Origin of the sequence: Pseudomonas sihuiensis (assembly GCF_900106015.1) — a bacterium.
GTDB lineage: Bacteria > Pseudomonadota > Gammaproteobacteria > Pseudomonadales > Pseudomonadaceae > Aquipseudomonas > Aquipseudomonas sihuiensis.
In genome coordinates, this window is the sequence record NZ_LT629797.1 from 3,925,181 (window position 1) to 3,944,379 (window position 19,199).

Here is a 19,199-nt window from a genome sequence, read left to right on the forward strand (position 1 = left end):
GGCCATGCAACGAGGAGAATTCCCCAATGAGCCGACTGGCCTCCATCAAGCTCTCCACCCTCGACCTGGCGCCGATTCGCGACGATGGCGATGCCGCTCAGGCCCTGCACAATTCGCTGGCGCTGGCCCGACATGTCGAGAGCCTCGGCTTCGAGCGATTCTGGGTGGCCGAGCACCACAACATGGACGGCATCGCCAGCTCCGCCACCTCAGTGCTGATCGGCTATCTGGCCGCCGGCACCTCGAAAATCCGCCTGGGCGCTGGCGGCGTGATGCTGCCCAACCATGCGCCGCTGGTGATTGCCGAACAGTTCGGCACCCTCGCCACGCTCTATCCCGGGCGTATCGAACTGGGCCTGGGCCGCGCGCCCGGCGCCGATCAGTACACCGCCCATGCCCTGCGCCGCAGCCGCGATGGTAGCGCCGACGACTTCCCCAATGACGTCGAGGAACTGCAGGCCTACCTCGGCCCGCGCCAGGAAGGGCAACGGGTGATCGCCATGCCCGGGGCGGGCACCAATGTGCCGATCTGGCTGCTCGGCTCCAGCCTGTTCAGCGCCCAGCTGGCCGGCATGAAGGGCCTGCCTTACGCCTTCGCCTCGCACTTCGCACCGCGCTACATGCACGAGGCGATCCGCATCTACCGCAACCACTTCCGCCCCTCGGCGGTGCTGGACAAGCCTTATGTGATGCTTGGCGTACCGCTGCTGGCAGCCGACAGCGATGAGCAGGCGCAGTACCTGGCCACCTCCGCGTTCCAGCGCATCCTGGCGCTGATCCGCGGCCAGAGCCTGGTGCAACGCAAGCCCGTACCGAGCATGGACGGCCTGTGGCTGCCGCACGAGCGCCAGGCCGTGGGCGAGTTCTTCGGCCTGGCTACCATCGGCGGGCCGCAGACCGTGCGTCAGCGCCTGGAACAGTTGCTGGAGCAAACCGAAGCGGACGAGCTGATCTTCACCTGCGACATGTACGACTTCGCCGACCGCCTGCACGCCTTCGACATCCTCGCCGAGCTGCAACACGGCTAGCAGGCCGTTGAAAAACGTAGGCGAGGCAGCCAGTGCAAGGCAAAAGCAGGCGAAAAAGCGGAGTTTACGAGCTGTAAATGAGCATTTTGAGCCTGCTTTTAACGTAGCAATGGCAACGCAGGTAGTTTTTCAACAGCCTGCTAAGTGCGAACTTGTACGCGTGACAGCCCTCTGAATCAGAACAGGCCGCCAGATCGGTGGCCCCGTTCATACGATGGGAGACGCATATGAAGAAGACAGCTTCGGCCCACTGGCAAGGTGGTATCAAGGACGGCAAAGGCACCATCTCTACCGAAAGTGGCGTCCTCAAGGACTCGCCCTACGGTTTCAACACCCGCTTCGAGGACAAGCCCGGCACCAACCCCGAAGAGCTGATCGGCGCCGCTCATGCGGGCTGCTTCTCCATGGCGCTGTCCAAGGAGTTGGGCGACGCCGGCATGACCGCCGAGAGCATTGACACCAAGGCGCAAGTGACCCTGGAAAAGGTCGAGGGCGGCTTCGAAATCAGCGCCGTGCATCTGACGCTGCGCGCGAAGATCCCAGGCGCCGAACGCGCCGCCTTCGAGAAAGCCGTGGAAGCTGCCAAGACCGGCTGCCCGGTATCCAAGGTACTGAACGCCACGATCACCCTGGAAGGCATACTCGAAGCCTGACCTTGCACCCGCGGCGCCCCCATTGATCAGCGGGGCGCGCCGTGCGGATCAGCCCTGGCCTAGATGGCCGTCCCGCAACGCAGCACCTCGCCACGCGCCAACACGTTGCGTTGCTCGTCATACAGCCAGGCCTGCGCTTTCATCAGCTGTTGACGTGCCTCGACGCGGTAGCGCTGGCCAGCCGCAAAGTCTTCGTAGCGCAGGCGAATCTCGCAGGTCATGCGCAATGGCTCGCTCTGCATCCCTATCGACCCACCGCTACGCACCTCGAACTGGAAGCGTGTTTCCAGCTCATGCTGGCCGGGCGTCACCTGAAAGTAGCGGCCATCCGGCCAGCGCTTGCCGTCCAGGCGGTCAGCCATCAGCAAAGTATCGGCGGTGGAATACAACTCGACCCAGGCCTGCTGCGGGTCGGGCTTGGGCAGGGGTGAAGCACAGGCCCCGAGCATCATCAGGGCGGGGGCGAGAAACAGGGCGCGCATGGCGACCTCCACGATAGGGTTCAGACACCAGCCTACATCGGGAGGCGGGCAAAACCGAGGCGAAACGAGCCTATTCACACGCACGGGGCTGGAGACAAGCAACGCGATCAGCTAGCGTGACGGCATGCCCAACGCCTCTTCTAAAGACCTGCTGCGCCGCTGCGCGGTTCCCCTGCTCGCCCTGCTGCTGGGCGGCTGTTCGACCCTCGACTATTACGCCCATCTCGGTCAGGGCCAATGGCAACTGTTGCAGGCACGCCAGCCGATCGAGCGTCTGCTGCATGACTCGGCCACCGACCCCGATCTGGCCAGGCGCCTGACGCTGAGCCAGCAGGCGCGGGACTTCGCCAGCGCCAGTCTGCAGTTGCCAGAGAACCGCAGCTATCGCCTCTACGCCGACCTGGAGCGCCCCTTCGTGGTGTGGAATGTCTTCGCCACGCCGGAGTTCTCGCTAGACCCCGAGCTGCACTGTTTCCCCATCGCCGGTTGCGTCGCCTACCGCGGCTACTATCAACAGGGCCGAGCCCGCGGTGCTGCCGCGCTGCTGCGCCAGCAGGGGCTGGATACCTACATCGGCGGTGTCGAGGCCTACTCCACCCTGGGCTGGTTCGATGACCCGCTGCTCAACACCATGCTGCGCTGGAGCGACGAGCGTTTCATCGCGGTGATCTTCCACGAGCTGGCGCACCAGCAGTACTACCTGCCGGGCGATACGGCCTTCAACGAGTCCTTCGCCACCTTCGTCGAACGCGAGGGGCTGCGTCAGTGGCACGCGGCCCGTGGTGAAACGCCGCCGGCCAGCGACGACCGCCAGCGCCAGCAGTTCATCGAACTGGTGCTGGCCAGCCGCGAGCGTTTGCGTCAGCTCTATGCCAGCAATCTGTCAGAAGAAGCCATGCGCGCCGCCAAGCAAACCGAGTTCGAGCGCCTGCGCCGCGACTACCGCGCCTTGCGCCAGCGCGACTGGGGTGGCCTGGGGCGTTATGACGCCTGGATCGAAAGCCCGCTGAACAACGCCAAGCTGCTGCCCTTCGGCCTCTACGACCAATGGGTGCCGGCTTTCGCGGCACTGTTCACGCGTGAGGGCCGGGATTGGCGCGCGTTCTACGCCGCCGTGGCCGCGCTCGGTCGGCTGCCGGAAGCGGATCGTCGGGCCGCGTTGGAAAGCCTGATGCAAAACGACTAGAACTGCGGGGCAGATTGCCAGTCCAACCTACTCAGGTTTCGCCCAACACCGGAGGTACAAGCGATGCAACGACTGATTCCCGCCCTGGCCCTGATGCTCCTTGCTGGCGGCGCGCTGGCCGCGCCCAAGCCCTGCGAAGAACTCAAGCAGGAAATCGAAGTGAAGATTCAGGCCAACAACGTGCCCAGCTACACCCTGGAAATCGTGCCCAACGACGAAGTTCAGGATCAGAGCATGGTCGTCGGCAGTTGCGACGGCGGCACCAAGAAGATCGTCTATCAGCGCAACGGCTGATCTATCTACAGCTGCTTTTTGTAGGAGCGAGCTCTGCTCGCGAATCTTTCGCAAGCGAGCCCGCTCCTATGCCCTCAGCAGCCAAACGCCCGGTGCATCTGCTCCAGCGTCTCGAAATGAAAGTCCGGCGTCTCGCCGAGCAACTCCTCACGACTACCGAAGCCGTAACCGACCGCCACCGCTTGCAAACCATTGCTGCGGGCGCCGATCAGGTCATGCTTGCGGTCGCCGATCATCAGCGCCGAACCGGGCGCCAGTCGCTCCGAGTCCAGCAGATGCGCCAACAGCTCCACCTTGTTGGTGCGGGTGCCATCCAGCTCGCTGCCGTAGATGCGCTTGAAGTAGCGGTCGAAGCCGAAGTGCCGGGCAATTTCCTCGGCGAACACTGTCGGTTTACTGGTCGCGATATAGAGCGTGCGGCCCTGCGCCACCAGCGCCTCGAGCAGCGTCTCCACCCCATCGAACACACGATTTTCGTACAGCCCGGTAACCCGAAAGCGCTCACGATAATGATTGACCGCTTGCCATCCAGTGGCCTCGTCCAGCGCATAGGTACTCATGAAACACTGCAACAGCGGCGGGCCAATGAAGTGCTCCAGCGCGGCCAGGTCCGGCTCATCGATACCCAGCTTGGCCAGGGCGTACTGCACCGAGCGGGTGATGCCCTCGCGCGGGTCGGTCAGAGTGCCGTCGAGGTCGAAGAAGATGATGGAGTGATGCATGGCGGGGCCTGTTCAGGATCGGAACGGTGGCCAAGGATACAAGATTCCCACGGCAGGATAGGCGGTTCCAGGCTCACTCACCCAGCGCGCGAAACATCACATGGCAATCCACCAACCCATGCTGGGCGTGGCGGTAGGCCTTGGGCAAGGTGCCGACAATCGCGAAACCGTGTTTCTGCCATAGCGCCACGGCCACCGTATTGGTCGCCACCACACTGTTGAATTGCATGGCGCTGAAACCCAATTCGCGTGCCACCTCCAGCGAGTGAGCGCAGAGCTGGCCGGCGACGCCGCGGCCGCGTGCAGCAGGAGCGGTCATGTAACCGCAGTTGCACACGTGATCGCCAGGGCCAGCGCCGTTGGCCTTGACGTAGTAGGTGCCGAGAATCTGCCCGCCCTGCTCGGCAACGAAGGTCGCGCGCGGCAGTTCGACCCAGGTTTTCCAGGCCGTTTCACGATCCATGTTCGGGTCGAAGGCGTAGGTTTCCTGCGCCTGCACCACGTCACGAATGATCGGCCAGACCTGGTCGAAATCGGCCGCCTCGATGGGCCGAATGATCAGTTCGTCGCTCACTGGTCGTAGCCTTCGGCCAGGTGCAGCTCCTTGAGCTTCACGTAGTTGCCCGCCGTGTAGCTGAAGAAGTTGCGCTCCTTGTCGGTCAGCGGGCGCGCCTGTTTCACCGGGCTGCCGACATACAGATAGCCGCTTTCCAAACGCTTGCCAGGCGGCACCAGCGAGCCGGCGCCGATGATCACCTCATCCTCGACCACCGCACCGTCCATGACGATGCTGCCCATGCCGACCAGAATCCGGTTGCCCAGGGTGCAGCCGTGCAGGGTGACCTTGTGCCCGACGGTCACCTCGTCACCGATGATCAGCGGGTAGCCATCAGGGTTGAACGGCCCGGCGTGGGTGATGTGCAGCACGCTGCCGTCCTGCACGCTGGTGCGCGCGCCGATACGGATGCGGTGCATGTCGCCGCGGATCACGGTCAGCGGCCAGACTGAGCTGTCCTCGCCCAGTTCGACGTCGCCGATGACCACGGCAGAAGCGTCGACGAAGGCACGTTCGCCCAGTTGTGGAACGTGCTGCTGGTATTTGCGAATCGCCACGATAGAAGCTCCTGAGCTGCGGGAAAGCTTGATTCTAATTAAGATGGCCCCCATGTCGGTTTCTATCGCGCCAGAATTATTACCGCTCTGCGCCGCAACCCCACATTCATTCGCCACAGGTGCCTCGTCGTGACCGCGAACAACCCCCTGCTGCAAGACTTCGACCTGCCGCCCTATTCGCAGATCAAACCGGAACACGTCGAGCCCGCCGTCGACCAGATCCTGGCAGACAGCCGCGCTGCCATCGCCAAACTGCTCGAACAACAGCAGGCCAATCCGAGCTGGGACGGCCTGGTGCTGGCTCTGGACGAGCTGGGCGCGCGCCTGGGCCGGGCCTGGAGCCCGGTGAGCCACCTCAACGCCGTATGCAACAGCCCAGAGCTGCGCGCGGCCTACGAGGCCTGCCTGCCCAAGCTGTCGGAATACTGGACGGAGATGGGCCAGAACAAGCCGCTGTTCGAGGCCTATGACGCACTGGCCAAGAGCCCGGCTGCGGCCAATTTCGACGTGGCGCAGAAGACCATTCTCGAACACGCCCTGCGTGACTTCCGTCTGTCCGGCATCGACCTGCCGGCCGAGCAGCAGAAGCGCTATGGCGAAATCCAGATGCGCCTGTCCGAGCTGACCAGCAAGTTCTCCAACCAGTTGCTCGACGCCACCCAGGCCTGGACCAAGCACGTCACCGACGAAACCCTGCTGAGCGGCCTGACCGACTCGGCCAAGGCGCAGATGAAACAGGCCGCAGAGGCCAAAGGCCTGGACGGCTGGCTGATCACCCTGGAATTCCCCAGCTACTACGCGGTGATGACCTACGCCGATGACCGCGCCCTGCGCGAAGAGGTCTATGCCGCCTACTGCACCCGCGCCTCCGACCAGGGGCCGAACGCCGGGCAGAACGACAACGGCCCGCTGATGAGCGAGATTCTCGACCTGCGCCAGGAACTGGCGCGCCTGCTCGGCTTCGCCAACTACAGCGAACTGAGCCTGGCCAGCAAGATGGCCGAGAACACCGACCAGGTGCTGAGCTTCCTACGCGACTTGGCCGTGCGCAGCAAGCCTTTCGCCGAGCAGGATCTCGCCGAGCTCAAGGCCTTCGCCGCCGAGCAGGGCCTGGATGACCTGCAGAGCTGGGACGTCGGCTACTACAGCGAGCGCCTGCGCCAGCAGCGCTACAGCATTTCCCAGGAAGAAGTGCGCGCCTGGTTCCCCGTGGACAAGGTGCTCACCGGCCTGTTTGCCATCGTGCAGAAGCTCTACGGCATCGAAATTCGCGAGCTGAAGGGCTTCGACACCTGGCACCCGGATGTGCGCCTGTTCGAGATCAGCGAGAACGGCCAACACGTCGGCCGCCTCTTCTTCGACCTCTACGCCCGCGCCAACAAGCGCGGCGGCGCCTGGATGGACGGCGCCCGCGACAAGCGCCGCGACGCTCAGGGCAAGCTGATCGCCCCGGTGGCCAACCTGGTGTGCAACTTCACCCCGCCGGTCGGCGGCAAACCGGCGCTGCTGACCCACGATGAGGTCACCACCCTGTTCCACGAATTCGGCCATGGCCTGCATCACCTGCTGACCCGCGTCGAGCACGCCGGTGCCTCGGGCATCAACGGCGTGGCCTGGGACGCGGTGGAGCTGCCGAGCCAGTTCATGGAGAACTGGTGCTGGGAGCCCGAAGGCCTGGCGCTGATCTCCGGCCATTTCGAGACCGGCGAGGCGCTGCCGCAGGCCATGCTGGACAAGATGCTGGCGGCGAAGAACTTCCAGTCCGGGCTGATGATGGTGCGCCAGCTGGAGTTCTCGCTGTTCGACTTCGAGCTGCACGCCAGCCACGGCGATGGCCGCAGCGTGCTGGACGTGATTGAGGCGATCCGCAGCGAAGTCTCGGTACTGCGCCCGCCGGCCTACAACCGTTTCGCCAACGGCTTTGCGCACATCTTCGCCGGTGGCTATGCGGCCGGTTACTACAGCTACAAGTGGGCCGAGGTGCTCAGTGCCGACGCCTTCTCCAAGTTCGAGGAAGAAGGCGTGTTCAACGCCGAGACCGGCCGCGCTTTCCGCGAAGCGATCCTCGCCCGCGGCGGCTCGCAGGAACCGATGGTGCTGTTCGTCGACTTCCGCGGTCGAGAGCCGAGCATCGATGCCCTGCTGCGCCACCTCGGCCTGAGCCAGGAGGCCGCATGAGCGATGCGCCTGTGAACAGCACCCCGAAACGCTTTATCGCCGGCGCCGTGTGCCCGGCGTGCAGCGAGACCGACAGCATCAAGATGTGGAACGTCGACGGCGTGCCGCACCGCGAATGCGTCAAGTGCGGCTACGCCGACACCCTCGACGCACGCGGTAATTCGGTGCCCAAGGAGATCCCCACGCGGGTCAACGTCAGCGGCCTGAAGCCCAAGGCAGCCGACCCCAATGTGCAGGCCGTGCAGTTCTTCCCCAATCCCAAGCTGAAAAAACCGAGCGAGTAATCCCACTTCTGGCCATGGAGGGCCTATGCGCATTCTTTCGTTGATACTTCTGACATTCGCTTTGCCTCTAGCCGCGGAAGTCCAGATAGAGTCGTTGCAAACAGAGCATGGCAACGGCACATACCGCTTCCCGAAACTGTTGGGAACCGGCGATGCGGTAAAACGCATCAACACCTACCTGCATGCCATTGAATTGAAGCTCCTTCCAGATAGCTTCGAAAGCTCCCCGTTCGAAAATATCTGGCCGAAGGAGGGCGAAATCTGGGGTGTGACACGCCTGGATTATCACGTGGATAGGTACGGGCCGGGCTTTTTGGCGGTAACCATCGAGAGTGATACGGGCGGAGCGTTCACGTCCAGGCAATCCATCAACTATCTGTTCGATCTAGCCAGCGGCCAACCGATCATTCTCGAACAATTGCTGAGTGAAAGTGGGCTGCGGAATCTGCACGCGCAGCTTCGCCAACAGCGCAGTCAACGTATTACGGACTTCCTTAGCGGTGAGATCATCACTAATGGCAGAGACGGTCGAGCGGTATCACTGGATAGCTCCAACCCCGAGAGAGCCGCATTGCAACGCATTACCTACGAGCAATGCAGACAAACTCGCTTGGGCAGGAGCATTGACGAAGAGCACGTCCACTTGGGCAGTCAGCATCTGACCATGAGCATAACAGGCTGTATGCTCCCCTACATACGAGACTTGGACGCGCTTGGCGACTTCGAGAATCTCATCAGCTACAGGGCGCTGGAAGATGATCTCACTCCGTATGGACACTGCCTACTTATCAAAGACGGTGCCAACTGTAAGCGTCCACCCGACATTCGGGCAGGCGGTGTCTATCAAGGTAGCCTCGATGGCTCTATTCCGATAACTCTTGTCCTGAGTCATAAGAGCCGCAATCGCCTATCGAGTGCCTTGTATCGCGATGCGAAAGTTGAATATACGCCCTTGGAAGGAGACGCTAGCGTTCCTGAGTATCGGCAGTTGTACGAGTCCAGCTATCCACCTGCGCACTTCGAGCTTAGGGTGGATAAAAGTGGCGAGCTGACGGGCATTTGGCAACAGCAGGGCGGCAAGACACTGCCAGTGCAGCTACGCTGAGCCTCTATAGCCCTACTCGCGGAAAAACTCCCCCGGCGTTGCGCCGAACTGGCGGCGAAAGGCGGCGATAAAGGCCGATAGCGAGTCATAGCCGCAGGCCAGCGCCACATCGGTGACGCGCTCGCCCTGCTCCAACGGGCTCAGCGCATCGAGCAGGCGCTGTCGCTGGCGCCAGACGCGAAAACTCAGACCCGTCTCACGCAGGAACAGCCGGCTCAGGGTCTTTTCCGAAACCCCCAGGCGCTCGCCCCATTCGCCCAGACCGAGCTGGCGCAGCATCGCATCCTCCAACCCCTGACAGACCTCGCGCAGCCGCGCGTCTTGTGGCAGCGGCAGCATCAACGCCACCTCTGGCGCAGCGCGCAGTTCGTCCAGCAACACTGCCGCCAATCTACCCGGCGCGCCCTGCTCGTCGTATTCGGCCGGCAACGCACTGAAACCGCGAATCAGCTCGCGCAGCAGCGGGCTGACCGCCAACACTCGGCACTCGGCCGGCCCCCAGGGCACCGCGCTGCCGTCGATGTACAGGCTGCGCATCTCGGTGCGTGGCGAGCTGAAGACCTGATGTTCGACCCCCGCCGGCACCCACACCGCGCGCTGCGGAGGGGCGACGAAGCGAGCCCCAGCGGTCTGCACCTCGAGCACCCCGGCGATGGCGTAAGACAGCTGCACCCAGGGGTGGGTATGGCGGAAGGTCAGGGCGCGATTGGTCAGCGATTCGGTGCGGCCATACAGCGGCCGAGGCAGGCTGGGCAGCTCGGGCAGGCTGCGATGCAGGGTGGCGGGATGTCTGTTTGGCGACACTTGCTGGCTCTTTAGCGTTAGCCGGAAATTTTCGACGACGATAGTCTGGCGCCCTCCTGTATCGCAAGTCCGAGATTCGCCATGTTCCTGCGCCGCCTGCTGCCCGACAATTTCACCCTGACTCTGCTCGCCGTTGTGCTCGCCGCCACACTGCTACCCGCCAGCGGCCAGGTCGCCACGATCTTCGAATGGATCACCAACCTGGCCATCGCCCTGCTGTTCTTCATGCACGGCGCCAAACTGTCGCGTCAGGCGATTCTCGCTGGTGCCGGGCACTGGCGTCTGCACCTGCTGGTATTCGCCTGCACCTTCATCCTCTTTCCGCTGCTCGGCCTGGCGCTCAGGCCGGCACTGGAGCCGCTGCTGGGTAAGGAGTTGTACCTGGGCATGCTCTACCTGTGTGCGCTGCCGGCCACCGTGCAATCGGCCATCGCCTTCACCTCGCTGGCGCGCGGCAACATCCCGGCGGCGATCTGCAGCGCGGCGGCCTCCAGCCTGCTCGGTATCTTCGTCACCCCGCTGCTGGTGGCCTTGCTGATGGGCGTGCAGGGCGACAACGGCTCGACCCTCGATGCCATCGGCAAGATCAGCCTGCAGTTGCTGCTGCCATTCGTTCTCGGCCAGATCGCCCAGCGCTGGATCGGCGGCTGGGTCAACCAGAACAAGAGCTGGCTGAAATACGTCGACCAGAGCTCGATCCTGCTGGTGGTCTACACCGCCTTCAGCGCCGCGGTGATTGGCGGCCTGTGGCAGCAGGTACCGCTGACCACCCTGCTGCTGGTGATTGCCGCCTGCTGCGTGTTGTTGGCACTGGCCCTGGTGCTGACCCACCTGCTGGGCAAATGGCTGGGTTTCAGCCTGGAAGACCGCATCACCATCCTATTCTGTGGCTCGAAGAAGAGCCTGGCCACCGGCGTACCCATGGCCCAGGTGCTGTTCGCCGGCGGCGCCATCGGCGTACTGATCCTGCCGCTGATGCTGTTCCACCAGATCCAGCTGATGGTCTGCGCGGTGCTGGCGCAGCGTTATGCCAAGCGTGAGGAAGCGCCGCAGATCGCGGCCGTTTGATCGACGCCGCGACAGAAGGGACTTGCCCGGGTCTCAAATAACTGTATTTTTATACAGTATATTTTGGAGTCCGAACATGTCCGTCAGCCTGCCGCCACGTGGCCGTGGTACCGCCAGCAATCCGCACAACCGCTATGCACCGACCCGTTCGGAGCAGGAAGACGACGGCTGGTATCAGGACGAGACCCCGCCAAGTCGCGCCACCGAAGTGCGCAAGGAGCAGGCGAAGACGGCGATCACCCGCAACAACTCGCCGGATGTAGGCTTCGACCGCTCGGTGAACCCCTACCGTGGCTGTGAGCATGGCTGCATCTACTGTTTTGCCAGGCCGACTCACGCTTACTGGGACATGTCGCCGGGCATCGACTTCGAAACCCGCCTGATCGCCAAGACCAACCTGGCCGAACGCCTCGAAGAGCAACTGCAAAAACCCGGCTACGTGCCGCAACCCATCGCCCTGGGCATCAACACCGACGCCTACCAGCCCATCGAGCGCGAACAGCGCCTGACCCGCCAGGCCTTGGAAATCCTGCTGCGCTACAAGCACCCGTTGCACATCATCACCAAGGGCTCACTGATCCTGCGCGACCTCGACCTGCTCAGCGAGCTTGCCAGGCACAACCTGGTCAGCGTGGCCTTCAGCCTGACCACCCTGGATGACGAACTCAAACGCATCATGGAGCCGCGCACTGCCGCCCCAGCGGCGCGCCTGCGTGCCATGCGCACGCTGCATGAAACGGGTGTCCCGGTCAGCGCAATCTGCGCGCCGATGATTCCGCAGATCAACGACATGGAGCTGGAAGCACTCCTGGAAGCCGCCCGTGACGCCGGCGCTCGTTCGGCCGGTTACGTACTGCTGCGCCTGCCGCTGGAGATCGCCGGGTTGTTCGAGGAGTGGCTGCAGGTGCACTTTCCGGATCGCGCCGCCCACGTGATGAGCCTGATTCGCCAGAGCCGTGGCGGCAAGAACTACGACAGCCGCTTCGGCAGCCGCATGCGTGGCGAGGGCCTGTTCGCCGATCTGCTGGAGCAGCGTTTTCGCCTGGCGCGGCGCAGGCTCGGCCTGGATCAGCGAGGCAGCGTGGTGCTGGACTGTTCGCAGTTCTGCCCGCCGGGTGCGCAATTGAGCCTGCTCTGACTTGGCAGCCCGTCTCGATATGTTAAAACGTGGCAGGATCCGTACGAAAAGTTTCCGAGCGAAGGTCAGGCGAACCGTTTTTTAACGAAGCATCACCGAGCGCAGGTATTTTTCGTACAGATCCTTCTTGAGGCATTGACCGACGACGACCATGACCCGCACATCCCGCGTAGCCGACCCGTCCTACGAACTGATGGACGACCATGAAGGCCATTCGCTGATCTACCGCCAGCACGGCTTTCCCTCGCCGCTGGTGCGCTGGCACTTTCACAAGGAATACGAGCTGCACCTGATCGTCGCCAGCTCCGGCAAGGTGTTCATCGGCGACTACATCGGCAATTTCTCCCCCTATACCCTGTTCCTCACCGGCCCTGGCCTGCCGCACAACTGGATCAGCCAGGTCGAGGAAGGCGAGGTGGTGGAAACCCGCGACATGCTGGTCAACTTCACCGATGAAGTGCTGGAGAGCGGTACGGCGGTGTTCGCCGAGTTGAAGACCCTGCAACCCTTGCTGGCCCGTGCGCAGTTCGGCATCGAGTTCCGCGACCCGCTGCTGATTCGCGAAGCCGGCGTACTGATGGGCAAGATCGCCAACAGCCGCGGCATCACCCGCCTGGGCCATTTCTTCATCCTCATGGAGCTGCTCGCCGGCAGCGAGGATTACCAGTTGCTCTCGGCCGTGACCTCTTCGGAGCTGGGCGACGAGCAGCATGTCGAGCGCATCAACCGGGCGGTGGACTACATCTTCCAGCACTACGCGCAGGGCATCAGCCAGGAGGAAGTCGCCGAGCACCTGGGCATGACCACCACCTACTTTTCGCGCTTCTTCAAGCAGGCCACCGGGCGTGGTTTCGTCGAATTCGTCAATCGCCTGCGGGTGAGCAAATCCTGCGAGCTGCTGAGCAAAAGCGACAAGCCGGTGACCGACGTGTGCTTCGAGTCCGGCTTCAGCAATATTTCCAACTTCAACCGCCGTTTCCAGCAGCTCAAGGGCATGACCCCCTCCGGTTATCGCAAGCTGGCGGTGCAGCGCCTGACCGAGCAAAACCTGTACTGAATCGGTAGTCCTCCCCTGCTCCGACCTCCTCTACACCCCTCATGCCAGAGAGTTACACCCCTTACCGTGGCGGTTTGGCGCTGCCCGATCAGTGCAAAAAAGTATCGATCACTGTGCACTCAAGGATTTGTTCGTGCAGGCCTGCGGGGGTGTAATCCGGCCCGAGCCAAACAAAAACAATAACGATCTTCCGCAGCCATACAGGCGCGGGAGAGGAGTTCACAAGCATGAACAACTCGATCAAAGCCCTCGTTGCAGCCTCTTGCCTGTCCCTCACCCTGGTTGCTCAGGGCGCCGAAACCCTGACCATCGCCACGGTCAACAACAGCGACATGATCCGCATGCAGCGGCTCGCCAAGACTTTCGAAGAACAGAATCCCGACATCCGTCTGAAGTGGGTGGTGCTCGAGGAGAACGTGCTGCGCCAGCGCCTGACCACAGATATCGCCACCCAGGGTGGCCAGTTCGACGTGCTCACCATTGGCATGTACGAAGCGGCGCTGTGGGGCGAGAAAGGCTGGCTGGAGCCGATGACCGAACTGCCGGCCGACTACGACCTAGACGACGTCTTCCCCTCGGTGCGCGAAGGCCTGTCCGCCAAGGGCACGCTGTACGCCCTGCCGTTCTATGCCGAAGCCTCGATCACCTATTACCGCAAGGACCTGTTCGAGCAGGCCGGTCTGGAAATGCCCGAGCAACCGACCTGGGAGCAGATGGCCGAATTCGCCGGCAAACTGCACCAGCCAGACAAAGGCCAGTACGGCCTGTGCCTGCGCGGCAAGGCCGGCTGGGGCGAAAACATGGCGCTGATCACCACCCTGGCCAACGCCCACGGTGCGCGCTGGTTCGATGAGCAGTGGCAGCCGGAATTCACCGGCAGCGAATGGCAGAACGCGCTGAACTTCTACGTCGACAACATGAAGAAATACGGCCCACCCGGCGCCTCCAGCAACGGTTTCAACGAGAACCTGGCGCTGTTCAACAGCGGCAAGTGCGCGCTGTGGGTCGATGCCAGCGTGGCCGGTTCCTTCGTCACCGATACCTCGCAAAGCAAGGTCGCCGACGCCGTCGGCTTCACCTTCGCGCCGACCCAGGTCACCGACAAGGGCGCTTCCTGGTTGTACTCCTGGGCCCTGGCGATTCCCACCAGCTCCAAGTCCAAGGACGCCGCCAAGACCTTCAGCGCCTGGGCCACCTCCAAGGCCTATGCCGAACTGGTCGCCGAGAAGGATGGCGTGGCCAACGTGCCGCCGGGCACCCGCGCCTCGACCTACAGCGACGCCTACATGCAGGCCGCGCCGTTCGCCAAGGTCACTCTGGACTCGCTGCAGAAGGCCGACCCGGCCGACCCCAGCGCCAAGCCGGTGCCTTACGTGGGCATCCAGTTGGTGACCATTCCCGAGTTCCAGGCCATCGGCACCAGCGTCGGCAAGCTGTTCACCGCCGCGCTCACCGGGCAGATGCAACCGCAGCAGGCCCTGCAAGCGGCACAGCAGAGCACCGAGCGGGAAATGAAGCGCGCTGGCTACCCGAAGTAGCCATTTTGTAGGGTGGGCTTTAGCCCACCAGGGTTTCACCGTGAGTTCGTGGTGGGCTGAAGCCCACCCTACGGGACGGAACTCCGCCCGGCCCACCCTACCGGCCGCCCACTTGCGTTACGCCCCCCCCAATTCCGCCCTCGGAGGCATGATGAATTCTCCGGCCATCGATACCCCCGCCACGCAGGCCACTACGCCGGTGGCGCGCAAGCCCAGGCGCCTGGCGCCCGGCTGGTTTCTGGTCAGCCCCTCGGTGGCCCTGCTGCTGATCTGGATGATCGTGCCGCTGAGCATGACCGTCTATTTCTCGCTGATCCGCTACAACCTGCTGTACCCCGGCGAGAACGATTTCGTCGGTCTGGAGAACTTCGAATACTTCGTCACCGACGCCGCTTTCCTCTCCGGCGCCGGCAATACCGTATTGCTGGTGGGCAGCGTGCTGCTGATCAGCGTGGTGTTCGGCGTGCTGATCTCGGCGCTGCTGGAGGCCAGCGAGTTCTTCGGCCGTGGCATCGTACGGGTGCTGCTGATCTCGCCGTTCTTCATCATGCCCACGGTCAGCGCGCTGCTGTGGAAGAACCTGATCTTCCATCCGGTATCGGGGATTCTCGCCGCCATCTGGCAGTTCTTCGGCGCCCAGCCGGTGGACTGGCTGGCGCACCACCCGCTGTTCTCGATCATCATGATCGTGTCCTGGCAATGGCTGCCGTTCGCCATCCTGATCCTGATGACCGCCATGCAATCGCTGGATCAGGAGCAGAAGGAAGCCGCGCGCCTCGACGGCGCCGGCCCCATCGCCATCTTCTGGCACCTAACCCTGCCGCACCTGGCGCGGCCAATTGCCGTGGTGGTGATGATCGAGACCATCTTCCTGCTCTCGGTATTCGCCGAGATCTACACCACCACCAGCGGCGGCCCCGGCTACGAGTCGACCAACCTCGCCTACCTGATCTACACCCAGGCCCTGCTGCAGTTCGACGTCGGCATGGCCTCGGCGGGCGGACTGATCGCGGTGGTGATCGCCAACATCGCCGCCATCGTGCTGATCCGCATGATCGGCAAGAACCTGACCGACAAGCAGTGAGGGCCCTGAGATGCTGACGCTGAAACAATCCCGTCGCCTGCAGAGCCTGATCATCGGCGCCCTGGCCTGGGCGATCGCCGCGGTGATCTTCTTCCCGATCTTCTGGATGGTGCTGACCAGCCTGAAGACCGAGATCGACGCCTTCGCCACGCCGCCGCAGTTCATCTTCACCCCGACGCTGGAGAACTACCTGCACATCAACGAGCGCAGCGACTACTTCGCCTTCGCCTGGAACTCGGTGCTGATCTCCCTCTCGGCGACGCTGCTGTGCATGCTCCTGGCCGTGCCAGCCGCCTACTCCATGGCCTTCTTCGAGACGCGCCACACCAAGCGCACGCTGCTGTGGATGCTGTCGACCAAGATGCTGCCACCGGTGGGCGTGCTGGTACCGATCTACCTGCTGGCCAAGCAGTTCGGTCTGCTCGATTCACGCCTGGCGCTGATCATCATCTACACCCTGATCAACCTGCCGATCATCGTGTGGATGGTTTACACCTACTTCAAGGACATCCCCGTGGACATCCTCGAAGCGGCGCGCCTGGATGGCGCCACCACCTGGCAGGAGATCGTCCGCGTACTGCTGCCGATCGCTCGCGGCGGCCTGGCATCGACCATGTTGCTGTCGCTGATCCTGTGCTGGAACGAGGCGTTCTGGTCGCTCAACCTGACCAGCTCCGCCGCCGCCCCGCTGACTGCCCTGGTGGCCTCCTACTCCAGCCCCGAGGGCCTGTTCTGGGCCAAGCTCTCCGCCGTTTCGACCCTGGCCTGCGCGCCTATCCTGATCTTCGGCTGGATCAGCCAAAAACAACTTGTACGCGGCCTGTCCTTCGGCGCGGTGAAATAACGGGAGACCTTCCACATGGCTGATCTGAAGATCCGCAATCTGCAAAAAGGCTTCGACGGCACGGCGATCATCCAGGGTGTCGACCTGGACATCCGCGACCGCGAGTTCGTGGTCTTCGTCGGCCCGTCCGGCTGCGGCAAATCCACCCTGCTGCGCCTGATCGCCGGGCTGGAAGAGGTCAGCAGCGGCCATATCGAACTCGATGGCCAGGACATCACCGACACTGCACCGGCCAAACGCGACCTGGCTATGGTGTTCCAGACCTACGCGCTGTACCCGCACATGACCGTGCGCAAGAACCTGTCCTTCGCCCTCGACCTGGCCCGGGTGGGTAAGCAGGAGATAGAAGCCAAGGTCGCCAATGCCGCGCGCATCCTGCAGCTCGAGGCGCTGCTCGAACGCAAACCCAAGCAGCTCTCCGGTGGCCAGCGCCAGCGCGTGGCCATCGGCCGCGCCATCGTGCGCAACCCGAAGATCTTTCTGTTCGACGAGCCGCTGTCCAACCTCGACGCCGCCCTGCGCGTGCAGACCCGCCTGGAGCTGGCACGGCTGCACAAGGATCTGCAGGCGACCATGATCTACGTGACCCACGACCAGGTCGAAGCCATGACCCTGGCCGACAAGGTGGTGGTGCTCAATGGCGGTCGCGTCGAGCAGGTCGGCTCACCGCTGGAGCTGTATCACCACCCGGCCAACCTGTTCGTCGCCGGCTTTCTCGGCACGCCGAAGATGGGCTTTCTGCGCGGCACCCTGAACAGGGTCGAGGCCGGCAGCTGCGACGTGCAGCTGGAATGCGGCACGCACGTGACGCTGCCGCAGTCCGCCACCGGCCTCAGCGTCGGCAGCACGGTGACCCTGGGCGTACGCCCGGAACACCTCAACGTGGTCAGCACCAGCGCGGGCCGCATGCAGGTGACCGCCGACGTCAGCGAGCGCCTGGGCAGCGACACCTTCTGCCATGTGCGCTGCACCTCGGGCGAGATGCTCACGGTGCGCGTACGCGGCGACTTCGCGCCGCGTTATGGCGAAGCCCTGACCCTGGATTTCGACACGGCGCACTGCCACCTCTTCGACGCCGATGGCCAAGCCGTCGCCAAACCACTGCAGCAGGCCGCCTGACGCCGCTCCATCACGGGATGTTCCAGATGAAACTCAATCGCCAGCAGCTTTCCCGGCTTGGCGGCGCCGTCGCGCTGCCCAGCTACACCGCAGAGATGATCCGCACCGGCATCGCCCATTTTGGCGTCGGCGGCTTTCACCGCGCCCACCAGGCGGTCTACACCGATGCCCTGATGAACCAGGGCCTGGCACTGGACTGGGGTATCTGCGGGGTCGGCGTGCGCAGTGAGGACCGCGCCATGCGCGATGCCCTGGCCAGCCAGGATTACCTCTACACCCTGGTCGAACTGGGCGACGAGCCGAACCTGCCGGTGCGGGTGATCGGCGCGATCACCGACATGCTGCTGGCCGAGGAGTCGCCGCAGGCGCTGATCGACAAGCTGGCCGACCCGACGATTCGCATCGTCTCGCTGACCATCACCGAGGGTGGCTACTGCATCGACGACAGCAGCGGCGAATTTCTCGCCGAACTGCCAGCCATTGCCCACGACCTGCGTCATCCCGAATCGCCGCAAAGCGTGTTCGGCTTTCTCTGCGCGGCCCTGGCCAAACGTCGCGCCGCCGGCATCCCGGCCTTCACCCTGATGTCCTGCGATAACCTGCCACACAACGGCGACGTCACGCGCAAGGCACTGCTGGCCTTCGCCCACCTGGCCGACCACGAGCTGGCCACCTGGATCGACCATCATGTGAGCTTTCCCAATGCCATGGTCGACCGCATCACGCCGATGACCAGCGCCGCCCATCGTCAGCAACTGGCCGAGCAGCACGGCGTCGACGACGCCTGGCCGGTGGTTTGCGAGCCCTTCGTGCAATGGGTGCTGGAGGACAAGTTCGTCAGCGGTCGGCCGGCCTGGGAAGAGGTCGGCGTGCAGTTCACCGACGACGTCACACCCTACGAGGAAATGAAGATCAAGCTGCTCAATGGCAGCCACCTGGCGCTGACCTACCTGGGCTTTCTCAAGGGCTATCGCTTCGTCCACGAAACCATGAACGACCCGCTGCTGCGCCAGTACGTGCGCACCTTCATGGATCTGGACGTGACCCCGCAGCTGGCGCCGGTTCCGGGCATCGACCTGAGCACCTACAAGGACACGCTGATCGAGCGCTTCTCCAACCAGGCCATCGCCGATCAGCTGGAGCGGGTCTGCTCGGATGGCTCGTCGAAGTTTCCCAAGTTCATCGTGCCCACCCTCAACCGTCTGATCGAAGACGGTCGGCCGCTGGAGCGCGCGGCCCTGGTAGTCGCAGCCTGGGCGCTGTACCTCAAGGGCGTCGACGAGAACGGCAAGCGCTATCGCATCCCCGATCCGCGCGCCGAGTTCTGCCAGGCGCTGGTGGCCGATGACGACAAGGTGCGCGAGCGGGTACTGGGCGTCGAGGCGATCTTCGGCAACGCCATCGCGCAGTCGACAGCGTTCGTCGAAGCCTTCGAGCTGTGTTACGACAGCCTGCGCAAGCTCGGCGTGACCCGTACCCTGCAGACACTGCTGGGCGACTGA

The 19,199-nt window shown here is 63.5% G+C and carries 20 protein-coding genes; 15 read left to right on the forward strand and 5 right to left on the reverse strand.

The genetic code is table 11. The features are described from left to right. Positions 1–26: 26 nt before the first annotated feature. Both BLT86_RS18470 and BLT86_RS18475 read left to right on the forward strand, forming a co-directional pair. Positions 27–1,028: an LLM class flavin-dependent oxidoreductase gene (locus BLT86_RS18470; protein ID WP_017676133.1), complete on the forward strand. Its 1,002-nt coding sequence runs from the start codon at positions 27–29 to the stop codon at positions 1,026–1,028. 227 nt (positions 1,029–1,255) lie between these two features. Continuing rightward, entirely contained in the window at positions 1,256–1,681 is a 426-nt protein-coding gene (locus BLT86_RS18475) for an OsmC family protein (protein ID WP_017676134.1), read from the forward strand. 59 nt (positions 1,682–1,740) lie between these two features. Here BLT86_RS18475 and BLT86_RS18480 read toward each other — a convergent pair whose 3' ends face one another. After that, a complete protein-coding gene (locus BLT86_RS18480; RefSeq protein WP_017676135.1) occupies positions 1,741–2,163 on the reverse strand; it encodes a PA0061/PA0062 family lipoprotein in 423 nt (140 codons plus the stop codon). 124 nt (positions 2,164–2,287) lie between these two features. Here BLT86_RS18480 and BLT86_RS18485 point away from each other — a divergent pair, with 124 nt between their 5' ends. Further along, complete coding sequence (locus tag BLT86_RS18485) at positions 2,288–3,349, forward strand: aminopeptidase (protein WP_017676136.1); 1,062 nt, start codon at positions 2,288–2,290, stop codon at positions 3,347–3,349. 63 nt (positions 3,350–3,412) lie between these two features. Beyond that, complete coding sequence (locus BLT86_RS18490) at positions 3,413–3,643, forward strand: DUF1161 domain-containing protein (protein ID WP_013717841.1); 231 nt, start codon at positions 3,413–3,415, stop codon at positions 3,641–3,643. A gap of 74 nt (positions 3,644–3,717) precedes the next feature. On the opposite strand, the gene BLT86_RS18495 is transcribed toward BLT86_RS18490, so the two are convergent. The 3 genes from BLT86_RS18495 to BLT86_RS18505 form a co-directional block, all read right to left on the reverse strand. Next, complete coding sequence (locus tag BLT86_RS18495) at positions 3,718–4,365, reverse strand: HAD family hydrolase (RefSeq protein WP_017676137.1); 648 nt, start codon at positions 4,363–4,365, stop codon at positions 3,718–3,720. A gap of 73 nt (positions 4,366–4,438) precedes the next feature. After that, on the reverse strand, positions 4,439–4,939 hold the full coding sequence (locus BLT86_RS18500) for a GNAT family N-acetyltransferase (protein ID WP_197676073.1): 501 nt from the start codon (positions 4,937–4,939) through the stop codon (positions 4,439–4,441). After that, positions 4,936–5,478, reverse strand: a complete 543-nt coding sequence (locus BLT86_RS18505; RefSeq protein ID WP_017676139.1) for a gamma carbonic anhydrase family protein — start codon at positions 5,476–5,478, stop codon at positions 4,936–4,938. Before BLT86_RS18505 ends, BLT86_RS18500 begins: the two co-directional genes overlap by 4 nt. A 129-nt stretch (positions 5,479–5,607) precedes the next feature. On the opposite strand from BLT86_RS18505, the gene prlC reads away from it, so the two are divergent. Genes prlC through BLT86_RS18520 form a run of 3 tightly spaced genes read left to right on the forward strand, consistent with a single transcriptional unit; the run spans position 5,608 to position 9,045 of the window. Next, a complete protein-coding gene (gene prlC, locus BLT86_RS18510; RefSeq protein WP_017676140.1) occupies positions 5,608–7,656 on the forward strand; it encodes an oligopeptidase A in 2,049 nt (682 codons plus the stop codon). Further along, a complete protein-coding gene (locus BLT86_RS18515; RefSeq protein ID WP_017676141.1) occupies positions 7,653–7,940 on the forward strand; it encodes a YheV family putative zinc ribbon protein in 288 nt (95 codons plus the stop codon). The genes prlC and BLT86_RS18515 overlap by 4 nt, the downstream gene beginning before the upstream one ends. Positions 7,941–7,965: 25 nt before the next feature. Further along, positions 7,966–9,045, forward strand: coding sequence for a hypothetical protein (locus BLT86_RS18520; protein WP_017676142.1), 1,080 nt, complete (start codon positions 7,966–7,968; stop codon positions 9,043–9,045). Positions 9,046–9,057: 12 nt separating this feature from the next. Here the strand turns inward: BLT86_RS18520 and BLT86_RS18525 are convergent, their stop codons facing one another. Beyond that, entirely contained in the window at positions 9,058–9,849 is a 792-nt protein-coding gene (locus BLT86_RS18525; protein ID WP_017676143.1) for an AraC family transcriptional regulator, read from the reverse strand. 81 nt (positions 9,850–9,930) lie between these two features. On the opposite strand from BLT86_RS18525, the gene BLT86_RS18530 reads away from it, so the two are divergent. The 8 genes from BLT86_RS18530 to BLT86_RS18565 all read left to right on the forward strand — a co-directional run bounded on the left by BLT86_RS18530 (position 9,931) and on the right by BLT86_RS18565 (position 19,199). Beyond that, positions 9,931–10,917, forward strand: a complete 987-nt coding sequence (locus BLT86_RS18530; protein ID WP_017676144.1) for a bile acid:sodium symporter family protein — start codon at positions 9,931–9,933, stop codon at positions 10,915–10,917. 76 nt (positions 10,918–10,993) lie between these two features. Further along, positions 10,994–12,055 (forward strand): PA0069 family radical SAM protein, encoded by a 1,062-nt coding sequence (locus tag BLT86_RS18535; protein ID WP_017676145.1) that lies wholly within the window; start codon positions 10,994–10,996, stop codon positions 12,053–12,055. 151 nt (positions 12,056–12,206) lie between these two features. Next, entirely contained in the window at positions 12,207–13,112 is a 906-nt protein-coding gene (locus tag BLT86_RS18540; protein ID WP_017676146.1) for an AraC family transcriptional regulator, read from the forward strand. A 227-nt stretch (positions 13,113–13,339) separates the two neighbouring features. After that, positions 13,340–14,650 carry an ABC transporter substrate-binding protein gene (locus BLT86_RS18545; RefSeq protein ID WP_017676148.1) on the forward strand — a complete coding sequence of 437 codons (1,311 nt, stop codon included), beginning with the start codon at positions 13,340–13,342 and terminating at the stop codon, positions 14,648–14,650. Positions 14,651–14,801: 151 nt separating this feature from the next. Continuing rightward, positions 14,802–15,734 (forward strand): carbohydrate ABC transporter permease, encoded by a 933-nt coding sequence (locus BLT86_RS18550; protein ID WP_017676149.1) that lies wholly within the window; start codon positions 14,802–14,804, stop codon positions 15,732–15,734. Between the two features lie 10 nt (positions 15,735–15,744). Next, positions 15,745–16,578 carry a carbohydrate ABC transporter permease gene (locus BLT86_RS18555; protein ID WP_017676150.1) on the forward strand — a complete coding sequence of 278 codons (834 nt, stop codon included), beginning with the start codon at positions 15,745–15,747 and terminating at the stop codon, positions 16,576–16,578. 15 nt (positions 16,579–16,593) lie between these two features. After that, a complete protein-coding gene (locus BLT86_RS18560; RefSeq protein ID WP_017676151.1) occupies positions 16,594–17,697 on the forward strand; it encodes an ABC transporter ATP-binding protein in 1,104 nt (367 codons plus the stop codon). A 26-nt stretch (positions 17,698–17,723) separates the two neighbouring features. Beyond that, positions 17,724–19,199 (forward strand): mannitol dehydrogenase family protein, encoded by a 1,476-nt coding sequence (locus BLT86_RS18565; protein ID WP_017676152.1) that lies wholly within the window; start codon positions 17,724–17,726, stop codon positions 19,197–19,199.

Bases quoted from the DNA above. Each gene is read 5' to 3' on its own strand.
- BLT86_RS18470 (WP_017676133.1), top strand. From the start codon at position 27: ATGAGCCGACTGGCCTCCATCAAGCTCTCCACCCTCGACCTGGCGCCG.
- BLT86_RS18475 (WP_017676134.1), top strand. From the start codon at position 1,256: ATGAAGAAGACAGCTTCGGCCCACTGGCAAGGTGGTATCAAGGACGGC.
- BLT86_RS18480 (WP_017676135.1), bottom strand. From the start codon at position 2,163: ATGCGCGCCCTGTTTCTCGCCCCCGCCCTGATGATGCTCGGGGCCTGT.
- BLT86_RS18485 (WP_017676136.1), top strand. From the start codon at position 2,288: ATGCCCAACGCCTCTTCTAAAGACCTGCTGCGCCGCTGCGCGGTTCCC.
- BLT86_RS18490 (WP_013717841.1), top strand. From the start codon at position 3,413: ATGCAACGACTGATTCCCGCCCTGGCCCTGATGCTCCTTGCTGGCGGC.
- BLT86_RS18495 (WP_017676137.1), bottom strand. From the start codon at position 4,365: ATGCATCACTCCATCATCTTCTTCGACCTCGACGGCACTCTGACCGAC.
- BLT86_RS18515 (WP_017676141.1), top strand. From the start codon at position 7,653: ATGAGCGATGCGCCTGTGAACAGCACCCCGAAACGCTTTATCGCCGGC.
- BLT86_RS18520 (WP_017676142.1), top strand. From the start codon at position 7,966: ATGCGCATTCTTTCGTTGATACTTCTGACATTCGCTTTGCCTCTAGCC.
- BLT86_RS18530 (WP_017676144.1), top strand. From the start codon at position 9,931: ATGTTCCTGCGCCGCCTGCTGCCCGACAATTTCACCCTGACTCTGCTC.
- BLT86_RS18535 (WP_017676145.1), top strand. From the start codon at position 10,994: ATGTCCGTCAGCCTGCCGCCACGTGGCCGTGGTACCGCCAGCAATCCG.
- BLT86_RS18540 (WP_017676146.1), top strand. From the start codon at position 12,207: ATGACCCGCACATCCCGCGTAGCCGACCCGTCCTACGAACTGATGGAC.
- BLT86_RS18545 (WP_017676148.1), top strand. From the start codon at position 13,340: ATGAACAACTCGATCAAAGCCCTCGTTGCAGCCTCTTGCCTGTCCCTC.
- BLT86_RS18550 (WP_017676149.1), top strand. From the start codon at position 14,802: ATGAATTCTCCGGCCATCGATACCCCCGCCACGCAGGCCACTACGCCG.
- BLT86_RS18555 (WP_017676150.1), top strand. From the start codon at position 15,745: ATGCTGACGCTGAAACAATCCCGTCGCCTGCAGAGCCTGATCATCGGC.
- BLT86_RS18560 (WP_017676151.1), top strand. From the start codon at position 16,594: ATGGCTGATCTGAAGATCCGCAATCTGCAAAAAGGCTTCGACGGCACG.
- BLT86_RS18565 (WP_017676152.1), top strand. From the start codon at position 17,724: ATGAAACTCAATCGCCAGCAGCTTTCCCGGCTTGGCGGCGCCGTCGCG.